This window comes from Pseudomonas sp. GL_091 (assembly GCF_057837725.1).
In genome coordinates this window covers 4,620,987-4,634,035 of the sequence record NZ_CM174451.1, presented here as the reverse complement: position 1 = coordinate 4,634,035, position 13,049 = coordinate 4,620,987, and the positions used below count along the sequence as shown (strand labels likewise).

The window sequence follows — 13,049 nt, the reverse complement described above, 5'->3', positions numbered from 1 at the left end:
AACGTCAGTTGCCTTTTTGTAGGAGCTGGCTTGCCAGCGATGGACCCAAAAGCACCGCGTTGATCCAGGCAACACGCGTTATCGTTGACGACCATCGCTGGCAAGCCAGCTCCTACAGGAATGGAATACTCTCCACCACCTCCAGGTCATACCCGGTCAAACCCGCATACTTCAGCGGCGGGCCGAGGTGGCGCAGCTTGCCGACACCCAGGTTCTGCAAGATCTGCGCTCCGGTGCCCACTTCCGAGTAAATCCGTGACTGCGAACGGCTGAACTGCCGGGGCGGCTGGGTCAATTGCGGCACACGTTCCAGCAAGGCCTGAGAGGATTCGTGATTGGCCAGCACCACCACCACGCCGTGGCCTTCGGCGGCGACACGCTGCAAGGCGGCCCACAACGTCCAGTTGGTCGGCCCGCTGTATTCGGCACCGACCAGGTCGCGCAACGGATCGATCACATGCACGCGCACCAGTGTCGGTTGCTCGCGGCGCAAATCGCCCATGACCATGGCCATGTGGACACCGCCTTCGATGCGATCCTCAAAGGTGATCAGACGAAAGGTGCCATGCACGGTCGGCAGGTCACGTTCACCGATGCGCACGATGGTGTGTTCGGTGCTCAGGCGATAGTGGATCAGGTCGGCGATGGTGCCGATCTTGATCCCGTGCTTGCGCGCGAACACTTCAAGGTCCGGGCGCCGGGCCATGGTGCCGTCGTCATTCATCACTTCGACAATCACCGAGGCCGGGGTATGGCCGGCCAGGCGTGCCAGGTCGCAGCCGGCTTCAGTGTGGCCGGCGCGGGTCAGCACGCCGCCTTCCCGGGCGCGCAGCGGGAAGATGTGGCCGGGTTGCACGATATCGGCGGGGCCGGCATGGGCGGCGACGGCAGCGGCCACGGTGCATGCACGATCTGCTGCGGAGATACCGGTGGTCACCCCGACGGCGGCCTCGATGGATACGGTGAAGGCGGTGCTGAACACGCTGCCATTGCTCGGGACCATCTGCTCCAGGCCCAGGCGTTTGCAGTGTTCGTCGGTCAGGGTCAGGCAGATCAGGCCCCGGGCTTCGCGGGCCATGAAGCTGATTGCCTCGGGTGTGCAGCAATCGGCGGCCAGCAACAGGTCGCCTTCGTTTTCCCGGTCTTCATCGTCGACCAGCAGGACCATTTTGCCGAGGCGGTAATCTTCGATGATTTCTTCGATGCTGTTGAAGGCCATGCTGGAGTCTCAGTATTTGTTGGGTTGGTAATGTGGTATACCATAATACAAAATAAACCGAGAGGTCACTATGAAGGCGTACTGGATTGCTCATGTGGATGTCACTGACCCCGATCAATACAGCCAATACACTCAGCGGGCGCCGCAGGCGTTTGCCCTGTATGGCGGTCGGGTTCTGGCGCGGGGTGGGCGTAGCGAGGCGATGGAAGGTCGGTCTACGCCGCAACGCAGTGTGGTGATTGAGTTTGATTCCTATGAGCAGGCGGTGGCTTGCTATCACTCGGCGTTGTATCAGGAGGCGCGTGGGTACCGTGACGGGGTGGCTTTGGCTGAGGTCATTATTGTCGAGGGGGTGACGCCGCTCTAAAAAACGCTTTGTTGACTGAGTGCATATCCGTTTCTTCGGTAGCGGCGGCTGGCGGTTTCGCCCTTACGGCCAGCCCTTTCAAGGTGTTTTCCCTTTATGGGCCTTAAGCACCCGATCCGTCGACACATGAGCGTGCGCAGCTTTGCCGTCCAGCCACTCCTTGGGTTTGGCGATTTTGGGACCACGTATGCTTTTGGCCACTTGCTTGGGCTTGATATTCCTGGCGAGCGCCAACAGTCGCGTTGCCAGCGTTTCTAAGGTCGTTTGAAGTGTCAGGTAATCTGAGGGCAGTGCGATCTGCATGCCCTCGTATCCGCTACGCACTTGTACCGTCAGGTGGAAGATCGAAGCTTCCCAGCCTTCGGGCAATGTCTCGCGATGAGCCTGTTCCACGCTGCGTTTGAGCACTGCCAGGACGTTGTAGGCCAGGATCGCCGAGGCAAAACCCAGCAACGCCGCCCGCGGAGCGCCAAGGCTTTCGATTTCACTGTCCAGCACCGATTCCAGGCGCTGGAACATCCCTTCGATACTCCAGCGACGACGGTATAACTCGGCGATCTGCCCGGCGCTGACGGTGTCTGGCAAGTTGCTCCAGAACCACATCACAGTGTCGCCTGAGTCAGTAGGTGTCTGTAGGTTCAGTTCAACTCGACGCCAGCGGTGACCACCTTTGAGTTCGATGATTTGCTCGCGCACCGTTGCGGATTCGATGGCCACAGATTCTTGCCAGCCGCCTTCCTCAATCAACCGTGGATGTTTGCTTTGCTGGCGAATAGTGAACGAAGCCCCCGCTTCCTCGCAGGCTTGCATGACGGGCAGCGTGCAGTACAGCCGATCGGCCATCCATAGCTGGCCCTTAGTGGCGTGGGCCAACAGCGGCAGCACGCTGACGCGCTCACTGGCGTAGGCATCCTCGCATGGCTGCAAGTCGACGATCTGATCGAGGTCCGGGTCGTAGACCACTACTGAAAACCCTGGTCGCGCCGCACCTCGCTCACGCCGCAAAGCCCCCAAGCGTTTTTCAGTAGAAGGCAGGTGGTTGCCGTCGACAATGCGCAGCTGCCAGCCGGGCAAAATGGCTGAGCAGCCCAACTCTTTTATCGTCGGAGCCAGGCGCTCGGCGCTTCCTGTAACCAACGCCCGCAGCAACGCGGGCTCTGTGCGGCTGACCTTGTCATAGAGCGCCGCCAACGTAACCGGCAGCCCCTCCATTTGCCGGGCAGCGGCATGCAAAGAAGGGCGCAAACCCAATGAAACAAGGGACATCAGCTCAACGATGGTCGAAAACAAAAGCTCACGCGGGTACTGGCGTTGACGGTGTTCTTCAAACACCTGATCAACCCATTCGGCAGGAACAGCCTGCTCCAGTATCAAGTTCGTCATGACACTGGCCGGTGTCTTTTTTTCAAACCGCGCTAGAACTTCTGCCCACATCGTTTTCGTCACCCTGACTGGTTTTTAGGGGATTCTAAACGAAGACCTTGAAAGGGCTGGCCGTAAGGGCGAAACCCTAAGTGGCCGTTACCGCAGCAACGGATATGTACACCCACAAAAAATACGTCGCCCAACACATAGCCTTCGCGAGCAAGCCCGCTCCCACAAGCGGCCGTTACCGCAGTAACGGATATGTACACCTTCAAAACAAATACCGTCTGCCCCGCAGCCACCCCGATGATTATTTTTTGTCGGCCATCGCTTGCGTGTCGCGCTCGATAGTTGGGCACCGTGTCCGGGCTGAGCAAACCTGACCGGAGCCCAATAATGATAAAAAAACGCTCGGCCACAGCCGGAGTCCGTCCGCGGCTTCACCGGCTTGGCCACACTCGCCCGCAACCCCTTGCGCTGGCGATTCTTGCCGTACTGACGGGGCCAACGTACGCCACCACATTTGACCTCAACGAAGACTGGAGCCTGTCGACCAAGACCAGCCTGAGCCTGGGCAGCAGCTGGTCGACGCAAAACCCCGACAAAAGCCTGATGACCCGCGCCAACGCCTTGCAGGCTCAGGGCGTGAACGCCAATGGCACCAGCGTCAGCGCCGACGACAACCGGCTGAACTTCGAGAGGGGCGACCCCATCTCGCAACTCTTCAAGGGCCTCACCGATGTCAGTCTCGATGGCCAGGGCCAGGGCGCGTTCATCCGCTTCAAGTACTGGTACGACCATGCCTATGAAACCGGCAATGGCCGCTTCAAGGATTTCGACGATTCGGGCTGGGACGACCTGGCCAAGTTCAAGGGCTTCGAGGTGCTCGATGCCTACGTCTGGAAAGACTTCCAGGTGGCCGAGCATCCGCTGAGCGTGAAGGTCGGTAACCAGGTGTTGTCCTGGGGCGAAGCGCTGCTGATCCAGAACGGTATCAACGTGATCAACCCGCTGGACATCTCGGCGTTCAACCGTCCCGGCGTGGAAATCAAGGAAGGCCAATTGCCGGTGGAGATGGTCTCCTTCAGCTTCGGCCTGACCGACACCACCAACCTCGAAGGTTTCTACCAGTACAACTGGCGCCCCAGCGTACTTGACGGTTGCGGCACCTTCTTCGCCAGCAGCGATGTTATCCAGCCAGGTTGCGGGCCGCTGTTCCTGAGTCAGGTACAGACCGATCAACAGATGCAGGCCGCGGGTTTGTTCGCCACGTCCCGGGGCAACGAATCGCCGTCCGACAACGGCCAGTTCGGCTTCGCCCTGCGCCAGATGATCCCGGCGCTCAACGATGCGGAAGCGGCGATCTACTACATCAACTATCACTCGCGTTTGCCGTATTTCACCATTAATGCCAGGAATACCGCGTTGCCCGGCACCTTCCCCGGTGGCATCCAGGGGCCGAGCTATGCGGCGGCCTTCCCGGAAAACATTCACCTGTATGGCATCAGCCTCAACGGCGTCGAGCCTGTCACCGGGATTTCCCTGGCCGGTGAGTTGAGCTACCGGCCGAACATGCCGATCGCGATCAACGCGCCCGACGTCAACGTCGCCGTGATCTCCGGGCCAGGGGGCAGTTCCTGGGTGCAGTTGCCGCAAGGCTTCAGCACCACCAATGGCAGCCAGTTCGATGCGTGGGAGCGCAAGGGCGTCTGGCAGCTGACCGGTTCGGCCACCCAGGCCATCGACAACGTGCTGGGCGCCACGCGCCTGAGCCTGTTCGGTGAAGCCGGGGTCGTGCACATCGACGATCTCGGAGACGAGCGCCTGGGCCGCAACGCCGCGTTCGGTCGCAGCGCTCCGCGCAACGGCACGCCGTGCAACACGGTGGCTTCAGGTGTCACCAACCAATACTGCACCGACAAGGGCTTTGCCACTGATTGGTCGTGGGGTTATCGCCTGCGCGCCAGCCTCGAATACAGCGATGTGTTGCCGGGCATCAACCTGATTCCGGCCGTGAACTGGCGGCATGACGTCTCGGGCTATTCCTACGATCCGCAAGGGCCGTTCCAGGAAGGCCAGCAAGCGCTGGGCGTGAGCCTGACCGGCGTCTACATGAACGATTACAGCGTGGAACTGGCCTACAACGCGTTCTTCGGTTCCAACGACTACAGCACCCTCGACGACCGCGATTTCGCATCCGTCAGCTTCAAGGCAGACTTCTAAGGAGAACCGTTATGCGTATGCAATTGTGCGTGCTGGCCCTGGCCTGCACCGTCGGCCTGGCTCAGGCCAAAGGCACCGATTCGGCGGCACTGGGCAAGACCCTGACTCCCATGGGCTCGGAAATGGCGGCCAATGCCGACGGCAGCATTCCGGCCTGGACCGGTGGCCTGGCGAGCAACGCCGGCACCGTCGACAGCAAGGGCGGCTACAGCGACCCATATGCCGCCGAGAAACCGTTGTTCACTGTCACCGCGCAGAACCTGGCGCAGTACCAGAAGTTTCTCAGCCCCGGGCAAATCGCGTTGTTCAAGCGCTTTCCCGACACCTATAAGATGAACATCTACCCGAGCCATCGCAGCGCCAACCTGCCCAAGGAGGTACTGGCGGCCAGTCGTGAGAACGTCGCCAAGACCAGCATGGCCGACGGCGGCAACGGCTTGCACGACTATGCCAGGGGCATTCCGTTTCCGTTGCCCACCGAAGGCCTGGAGGTGATGTGGAACCACATGACCCGTTATCGCGGCGGCAGCTACGAGCGCATCAGCAGCGCCGCACTGGTGCGTGAAAACGGCGCCACCAGTTACGTGCGCAACCAGTCGCTGATCAACTTTGCCGATACCGTGGGCGGGTTGGAGCCGGGCTCGAACATTCTGTTCATGTTCAAGAGCCGGGTGCTGGAACCGGCGCGTCTGTCCGGCGAGGCGGTGCTGGTGCATGAGCCGATCGACCAGGTCGCCGAGCCGCGATCGGCCTGGCAATACCTGCCGGGGCAACGTCGCGTGCGTCGTGCACCGATGATCGCCTACGACAACAGCGCCCGTTACAGCAACGGCCTGATCACCGCCGACAACATCGACGGCTACAACGGCGCGCCGGACCGTTTCGACTGGAAACTGGTGGGCAAGCAAGAGCTGTTCATCCCTTACAACAGCTACAAAATCGGCAGCCGCGACCTCAAGTACGACGCCGTGATCAAGCCCAACCACGTCAACCAGGACCTGGCTCGTTACGAGAAGCACCGCGTGTGGGTGGTGGAGGCGACCCTCAAGCCTGATGCGCGGCATATCTACGCCAAGCGCCGGTTCTATGTGGACGAAGACAGTTGGCAGATCGCCCAGTCGGACCAGTACGACAGCCGCGGCGAACTGTGGCGCAGCGGTGAACTGCACGCGATTCAACAGTACGACCACGGCTTCACCTACAACGTGCTGGAAACATCGTATGACTTGATCTCCGGACGCTACTACGCCGGCGGCCTGGCCAACGAAGAGACCGAGCCGATGCGCGTGGGCTTCGCCGCCAAGACCGACGACTACACCCCGTCGGACCTGCGGCGCTGGGCCAAATAAACCGTATTGCATTTCCACCACAAGTCCCTGTGGGAGCGGGCAAGCCCGCTCCCACAGGGGCCGGTGTGTTGATATTTATCTGCCAAGGAGATCTACCGTGCGCTACTGGATATCCGCTCTGGCCCTGGGTGCGAGCCTGGGCACTGTTCACGCCGCAACCCTCGATCAGCAGCAAGCGAAAGCCCTGGCGCAGGAGGCCTACGTGTTCGCCTACGCCACTGTCGAACACGACAAGGTGCTCAGCGCCATCGCCGCGAAACTGCCGTTCAACCGCCTCTACAGCGAACCGCGCCTGCTCGGTCCGCAAGACAACAAAGTGGTGTCGCCGAACAACGACACCTTCTATTCCCGCGCCTTGGTGGATTTGCGCGGCGAACCGATGGTGCTGGACGTGCCGGCCGTGCACGGGCGCTACTACAGCTTTCAACTGGTGGACATGCGCACCGACAACCTCGACTACATCGGCACCCGCGCCACGGGGGATCAGGCAGGGCGCTACCTGATTGTCGGGCCGGACTGGAAGGGGCCAGTGCCATCGGGTTTCAGCGCGGTGATTCGCTCACCGAGCCGGCTGGTCTTCCTGTTGGGACGGACCGAAGTCAAAGGCGAAGCGGATCAGAAAGACGCCGCGCAAGTGCTGAAGGGCTACGCTTTGCAACCACTGTCCACAGTGAGCGGCGACGCGACGCCTGAACCATTGGCACCGCTGCAACTGCCGGCGTATGCGGACACCAAACAAGGGGCGGCCCAGACGCTGTTCAACACCTTCAACGCGCTGGCACCCTTGCATCAATGGACCGCCAGCGAACAACAGAAACTGGCCCGTTTCGCCGCCATCGGCGTGAAGCCGGGGACCGAATTCCAGGCCCCGGAAGACTTGAGCGAAGCCGTCGCCCAAGGTGCCGAGGCCGGTCGCGAACAGATCCGCGCAGCCTCCAGCCAGCTGTCGGTGGAAAAGCAGGGTTGGTTGCCGTCGCCTTCCAACGTCGGCAAATACGGCGACGATGACCTGACCCGTGCCGCAGTCGCCTGGCGCTACATCTACGCCAACGATCCGGTGGAAGCGCTGTACCCGATGGCGCTGCACGATGCCCATGGGCAGGCGCTCAACGGCCAGCACGCCTATCGCCTGCATTTTCCCGCCGGGCAATTGCCGCCGGTGAATGCGTTCTGGTCGCTGACCCTGTATGACGGCAAAACCCAGTTGCTGGTGGCCAACCCGATCCAGCGTTACGCCCTGGGCGATCGCAGCCCTGGTCTACAATACGATGCCGACGGCGGCTTGACTCTTATCCTGCAAGCCGATGCGCCCAAGGCTGCGCCGCAGGGCAACTGGCTGCCGACGCCGCAAGGTCCGTTCAACCTGCTGTTGCGCCTGTACCTGCCCAAGGGCGGGGCATTGGACGGGAATTATCAGTTGCCGACGATCGCGAGGATCGAATCATGAACCTGATTTTAAGTCGCCGCCGGGTGCTGGGCAGCATGGGGGTATTGAGCGGCAGCCTGATGTTTCCACGCTGGTTGCTGGCCGGTGATTCCGATGACCCGCGGCAGATTGCCAACGAGGCGTGGATTTACGCGTACCCCATGCTCATGCATTACCAGACCATGGAAAAACAGGCGCTCAACCCGGCCGCGTCGGAGTACGTCGGCGGCTTCAACCGCTTTCGTCATTACAGCAAGTTGTTCACCCCGAACAACCGCGACATCGTCACGCCGAACAACGATACACCGTACTCCTGGGCCTGGCTCGACCTGCGCAGCGAACCCCAAGTGTTGAGCGTGCCAGCGGTCGATGACCACCGCTATTACGTGCTTCAACTGGTCGACCAGTACACCCACAACTTTGCCTATGTCGGCGTGCTCAGCACCGGTCGCGAAGCGGGGAACTACCTGATCGCCGGGCCCGACTGGCAAGGCCCGACACCGGACGGCGTCAAGGCCGTGCTGCGCAGTGAAACCGAAGTCGTCATGGTGCTTGGGAGAACGGGCCTGAAAAACGCCGAGGACCTGCCGGCGGTGCGTGCCTTGCAGCAGCAATACGGTTTGCGTTCGTTGCATGAATACATCGGCAGTGCACCGCCCGTGGCTGCGCCGGCAATTGACTGGCGACCCTGGGATAGCAAGACCGGGTTGGGGCTGGAGTTTATCCCGGCGCTGAATCAGATCCTCAGCCTGTGCCCCACGCAACCGTCCGAACAAGCCTTGCGCGCACGCTTTGCCCGGATCGGCATCGTGCCCGGTCAGGGTTTCGACCCAGCGACGTTGCCGCCAGCAACGCACCAGGCACTGCTCGCCGGGATTCAAGACGCCCAGGCGCAACTGCAAACCGCGGTGAGCCAGGTGCGCACCACCCTCGGCCTGTTCGGCACGCGCCAAGCGCTGAACGGCAATTACCTCAACCGCGCTGTCGCGGCGAATGTCGGCATCTACGGCAACAGCGTGGAAGAGGCCTTCTACACCGGCACTCGCCTGGATAATCAGGGGCAACCCTTGCAGGGCGGGCGAAGCTATCGCCTGCGTTTCGCACCGGGTCAATTGCCGCCGGCCAGCGAGTTCTGGTCGCTGACCTTGTATGACTTGCCGGACCGGCAACTGGTGGCCAACCCGATCAATCGTTACTGCCTCAGCAGCCGGGATCGTTTGCAGATGGATGCGGACGGCGGGTTGACGTTGATCCTGCAGAACACGGCTCCGCCTGCGCAGAGCAACTGGTTGCCGACGCCGGAAAACGGGGCGTTCAGCCTGGTCCTGCGCCTGTATGGACCCGGGCAGCAGGTGGTTAATCAACGTTGGCAAATGCCGGTGGTTGAAGTGGTGTCTGCCTGACCGCATCGCGAACAGGCTCTCTCCCACAATGATCCAGGCTGTTCACAGCATCTGTGAGCGATACAGATCCAGTGTGGGAGCGGGCTTGCTCGCGAAGGCTTTGTATCAGGCGATGAGTATTTTGTTGGTGTACATATCCATTACTGCGGTCACGGCCACTTAGGGTTCCGCCCTTACGGCCAGCCCTTTCAAGGTCTTCGTTTAGAATCCCCTAAAAACCAGTCAGGGTGACGAAAACGATGTGGGCAGAAGTTCTAGCGCGGTTTGAAAAAAAGACACCGGCCAGTGTCATGACGAAATTGATACTGGAGCAGGCTGTTCCTGCCGAATGGGTTGATCAGGTGTTTGAAGAACACCGTCAACGCCAGTACCCGCGTGAGCTTTTGTTTTCGACCATCGTTGAGCTGATGTCCCTTGTTTCATTGGGTTTGCGCCCTTCTTTGCATGCCGCTGCCCGGCAAATGGAGGGGCTGCCGGTTACGTTGGCGGCGCTCTATGACAAGGTCAGCCGCACAGAGCCCGCGTTGCTGCGGGCGTTGGTTACAGGAAGCGCCGAGCGCCTGGCTCCGACGATAAAAGAGTTGGGCTGCTCAGCCATTTTGCCCGGCTGGCAGCTGCGCATTGTCGACGGCAACCACCTGCCTTCTACTGAAAAACGCTTGGGGGCTTTGCGGCGTGAGCGAGGTGCGGCGCGACCAGGGTTTTCAGTAGTGGTCTACGACCCGGACCTCGATCAGATCGTCGACTTGCAGCCATGCGAGGATGCCTACGCCAGTGAGCGCGTCAGCGTGCTGCCGCTGTTGGCCCACGCCACTAAGGGCCAGCTATGGATGGCCGATCGGCTGTACTGCACGCTGCCCGTCATGCAAGCCTGCGAGGAAGCGGGGGCTTCGTTCATTATTCGCCAGCAAAGCAAACATCCACGGTTGATTGAGGAAGGCGGCTGGCAAGAATCTGTGGCCATCGAATCCGCAACGGTGCGCGAGCAAATCATCGAACTCAAAGGTGGTCACCGCTGGCGTCGAGTTGAACTGAACCTACAGACACCTACTGACTCAGGCGACACTGTGATGTGGTTCTGGAGCAACTTGCCAGACACCGTCAGCGCCGGGCAGATCGCCGAGTTATACCGTCGTCGCTGGAGTATCGAAGGGATGTTCCAGCGCCTGGAATCGGTGCTGGACAGTGAAATCGAAAGCCTTGGCGCTCCGCGGGCGGCGTTGCTGGGTTTTACCTCGGCGATCCTGGCCTACAACGTCCTGGCAGTGCTCAAACGCAGCGTGGAACAGGCTCATCGCGAGACATTGCCCGAAGGCTGGGAAGCTTCGATCTTCCACCTGACGGTACAAGTGCGTAGCGGATACGAGGGCATGCAGATCGCACTGCCCTCAGATTACCTGACACTTCAAACGACCTTAGAAACGCTGGCAACGCGACTGTTGGCGCTCGCCAGGAATATCAAGCCCAAGCAAGTGGCCAAAAGCATACGTGGTCCCAAAATCGCCAAACCCAAGGAGTGGCTGGACGGCAAAGCTGCGCACGCTCATGTGTCGACGGATCGGGTGCTTAAGGCCCATAAAGGGAAAACACCTTGAAAGGGCTGGCCCTTACGGCGGGTCACTTGGAAAAGCCCCAAGTAACCAAGGGCTCTTGCCCCTTTCGTTCGGTGCCTCGCCCAGGCTCGGCATGCCCTCGCTCCGGTCCTGCTCCGTGGGCCCACTGCGCAGAACCTGCGCTCGGCCTCTCGAGGGGCAAGAAGATCAAAAGCCAAAGCAAAGCAAAAGCAAAAGCGAGGCGACCTACCGGTCGGCCTGTTTGCGGGTTTCGTTTGCCTGTGATGTATCTGGTCGGCTGGCAGGCCGCCATCGCAAGCCCGCACCCACAATGATCCAGGCTGTTCACAGCATTTGTGAATGACACAGATCCAGTGTGGGAGCGGGCTTGCTCGCGAAGGTCTGTCATTCGACGCTGGCTTGCGGGTGTACATATCCATTTCTGCGGTCACGGCCACTTATGGTTCCGCTCTTACAGCGGGTCACTTGGAAAAGCCCCAAGTAACCAAGGGCTCTTGCCCCTTTCGTTCGGTGCCTCGCCTAGGCTCGGCATGCCCTCGCTCCGGTCCTGCTCCGTGGGCCCGCCGCCATCGGCCATCCATGGCCCAGAGTGTGTCAAAACATCCAAGCCAACCCTTGCTATGATTCCCCAGGATTTCATCGCAAGGGTTGCCCATGAAACGCTTTATTCAAGGTGAACACCGAGGTCAAAGTACCTTGCTCCCCGAGAGCCTGGACGATTACGTCAGCGACACCAATCCGGTGCGCGTTGTGGATGTCTTCGTTGATGAACTCGATCTGATCACCTTGGGTTTTGAAAGCGCTGTCCCCGCTGAAACCGGCCGACCGGCTTACCACCCGGCAGTCCTGCTGAAGATCTACATCTACGGCTATCTAAACCGCATCCAGTCGAGCCGACGCCTTGAACGCGAGGCGCAGCGCAACGTCGAACTGATGTGGCTGACCGGTCGCTTGATGCCGGACTTCAAGACCATCGCCAACTTCCGCAAAGACAACAGCAAAGCCATTCGAGGCGTCTGCCGCCAGTTTGTTGTGCTGTGCCAGCAGTTGGGGCTTTTCGCGGAAAACCTGGTTGCTATCGACGGCAGCAAATTCAAGGCGGTGAACCACCGCGACCGCAATTTCACCAGCGCCAAGCTGAAGCGGCGGATGGAAGAAATCGAATCGAGCATTGGCCGTTATCTAAAGGCGCTGGATGCGGCTGATCGGGAAGAGCCCATGCCCTCGGGTCCCAAAAGTGGCGGCCTTGAAGAGAAAATCGCCAAACTAAAGGAGCAAATGAAAGCGCTTCAGGCGATTGAAGTTCAGCTTGAGGAATCGCCTGATAAGCAGGTTTCACTGACCGACCCGGACGCCCGCTCGATGATGACGAGCGGCAAAGGAATCGTGGGTTACAACGTACAGACCGCGGTCGATACCAAGCACCATCTGATTGTCGCGCACGAAGTGACCAATGTGGGTCACGACCGTGATCAGCTCAGCTCGATGGCGCTGCAGGCCCGTGAGGCGATGAAACTCGAATCTTTGTCGGTGGTGGCTGACCGAGGGTACTTCAAAAGCGGGGAAATCCTTGCCTGTTACGAGGCCGGAATTAGCGCTTATGTGCCGAAGACGCTGAGCTCGCGCGCCAAATTCGATGGCCGCTTCAACAATGACGAGTTTGTTTACGACGCGGACAAAGATGTGTACGTCTGCCCCGTCAAGGAAGTGCTGATCTGGCGAAACTCTTACGTCGACAATGGCAAGACGCTGAACAGTTACTGGAGCTCCAACTGCCGGGCCTGCTCGATAAAAGCACAATGCACACCGGCCAGAGAGCGAAAGGTTCGTCGCTGGGCACATGAGGCGGTGCTGGAGGAAATGCAGGTCCGCTTAGACAATGCGCCGCAGATGATGAGCATCCGCAAGCGGACCGTCGAACATCCCTTCGGGACGCTCAAACAATGGATGGGTGCGACACATTTTTTGACCCGACGGCTTGCCGGGGTGAGCACCGAAATGAGCTTGAATGTGCTCGCCTACAACTTGAAGCGAGTGATGAAAATCCTCGGTGCGCAGAATCTGATGAAAGCGCTGGCGGCCTGAAAAGCCTCCTTTTTTGCCCGATGGACGAGCTGAGAAGC

9 protein-coding genes are annotated in these 13,049 nt (G+C 60.2%); 7 read left to right on the top strand and 2 right to left on the bottom strand.

The window, feature by feature from the left end:
- Positions 1 to 112: 112 nt before the first annotated feature.
- The gene (gene ribBA, locus AC3ITY_RS21015; protein ID WP_489304688.1) at positions 113 to 1,219 is read right to left on the bottom strand and encodes a bifunctional 3,4-dihydroxy-2-butanone-4-phosphate synthase/GTP cyclohydrolase II; all 1,107 of its coding nucleotides are present in this window, start codon (positions 1,217 to 1,219) and stop codon (positions 113 to 115) included.
- Between the two features lie 70 nt (positions 1,220 to 1,289).
- On the opposite strand from ribBA, the gene AC3ITY_RS21010 reads away from it, so the two are divergent.
- On the top strand, positions 1,290 to 1,586 hold the full coding sequence (locus tag AC3ITY_RS21010) for a DUF1330 domain-containing protein (RefSeq protein ID WP_489304687.1): 297 nt from the start codon (positions 1,290 to 1,292) through the stop codon (positions 1,584 to 1,586).
- Between the two features lie 78 nt (positions 1,587 to 1,664).
- Here AC3ITY_RS21010 and AC3ITY_RS21005 read toward each other — a convergent pair whose 3' ends face one another.
- Complete coding sequence (locus AC3ITY_RS21005; RefSeq protein WP_489304686.1) at positions 1,665 to 2,969, bottom strand: IS4 family transposase; 1,305 nt, start codon at positions 2,967 to 2,969, stop codon at positions 1,665 to 1,667.
- Between the two features lie 378 nt (positions 2,970 to 3,347).
- Here AC3ITY_RS21005 and AC3ITY_RS21000 point away from each other — a divergent pair, with 378 nt between their 5' ends.
- The 6 genes from AC3ITY_RS21000 (at position 3,348) to AC3ITY_RS20975 (ending at position 13,011) form a co-directional block, all read left to right on the top strand.
- Positions 3,348 to 5,174, top strand: a complete 1,827-nt coding sequence (locus AC3ITY_RS21000; protein WP_489304685.1) for a DUF1302 domain-containing protein — start codon at positions 3,348 to 3,350, stop codon at positions 5,172 to 5,174.
- An 11-nt stretch (positions 5,175 to 5,185) separates the two neighbouring features.
- On the top strand, positions 5,186 to 6,523 hold the full coding sequence (locus tag AC3ITY_RS20995) for a DUF1329 domain-containing protein (RefSeq protein WP_489304683.1): 1,338 nt from the start codon (positions 5,186 to 5,188) through the stop codon (positions 6,521 to 6,523).
- A gap of 97 nt (positions 6,524 to 6,620) precedes the next feature.
- The gene (locus AC3ITY_RS20990) at positions 6,621 to 7,970 is read left to right on the top strand and encodes a DUF1254 domain-containing protein (RefSeq protein ID WP_489304682.1); all 1,350 of its coding nucleotides are present in this window, start codon (positions 6,621 to 6,623) and stop codon (positions 7,968 to 7,970) included.
- Positions 7,967 to 9,352, top strand: coding sequence for a DUF1254 domain-containing protein (locus AC3ITY_RS20985; protein WP_489304681.1), 1,386 nt, complete (start codon positions 7,967 to 7,969; stop codon positions 9,350 to 9,352). The genes AC3ITY_RS20990 and AC3ITY_RS20985 overlap by 4 nt, the downstream gene beginning before the upstream one ends.
- A 290-nt stretch (positions 9,353 to 9,642) precedes the next feature.
- On the top strand, positions 9,643 to 10,947 hold the full coding sequence (locus AC3ITY_RS20980; RefSeq protein ID WP_489304645.1) for an IS4 family transposase: 1,305 nt from the start codon (positions 9,643 to 9,645) through the stop codon (positions 10,945 to 10,947).
- Between the two features lie 633 nt (positions 10,948 to 11,580).
- Positions 11,581 to 13,011, top strand: a complete 1,431-nt coding sequence (locus AC3ITY_RS20975; RefSeq protein ID WP_489304679.1) for an IS1182 family transposase — start codon at positions 11,581 to 11,583, stop codon at positions 13,009 to 13,011.
- The last annotated feature ends 38 nt before the right edge of the window (positions 13,012 to 13,049 follow it).

Excerpts from the sequence above, each read along its gene's own strand:
- ribBA (WP_489304688.1), bottom strand. The coding sequence starts at position 1,219 with ATGGCCTTCAACAGCATCGAAGAAATCATCGAAGATTACCGCCTCGGC.
- AC3ITY_RS21000 (WP_489304685.1), top strand. The coding sequence starts at position 3,348 with ATGATAAAAAAACGCTCGGCCACAGCCGGAGTCCGTCCGCGGCTTCAC.
- AC3ITY_RS20985 (WP_489304681.1), top strand. The coding sequence starts at position 7,967 with ATGAACCTGATTTTAAGTCGCCGCCGGGTGCTGGGCAGCATGGGGGTA.
- AC3ITY_RS21005 (WP_489304686.1), bottom strand. The coding sequence starts at position 2,969 with ATGACGAACTTGATACTGGAGCAGGCTGTTCCTGCCGAATGGGTTGAT.
- AC3ITY_RS21010 (WP_489304687.1), top strand. The coding sequence starts at position 1,290 with ATGAAGGCGTACTGGATTGCTCATGTGGATGTCACTGACCCCGATCAA.
- AC3ITY_RS20980 (WP_489304645.1), top strand. The coding sequence starts at position 9,643 with ATGACGAAATTGATACTGGAGCAGGCTGTTCCTGCCGAATGGGTTGAT.
- AC3ITY_RS20975 (WP_489304679.1), top strand. The coding sequence starts at position 11,581 with ATGAAACGCTTTATTCAAGGTGAACACCGAGGTCAAAGTACCTTGCTC.
- AC3ITY_RS20995 (WP_489304683.1), top strand. The coding sequence starts at position 5,186 with ATGCGTATGCAATTGTGCGTGCTGGCCCTGGCCTGCACCGTCGGCCTG.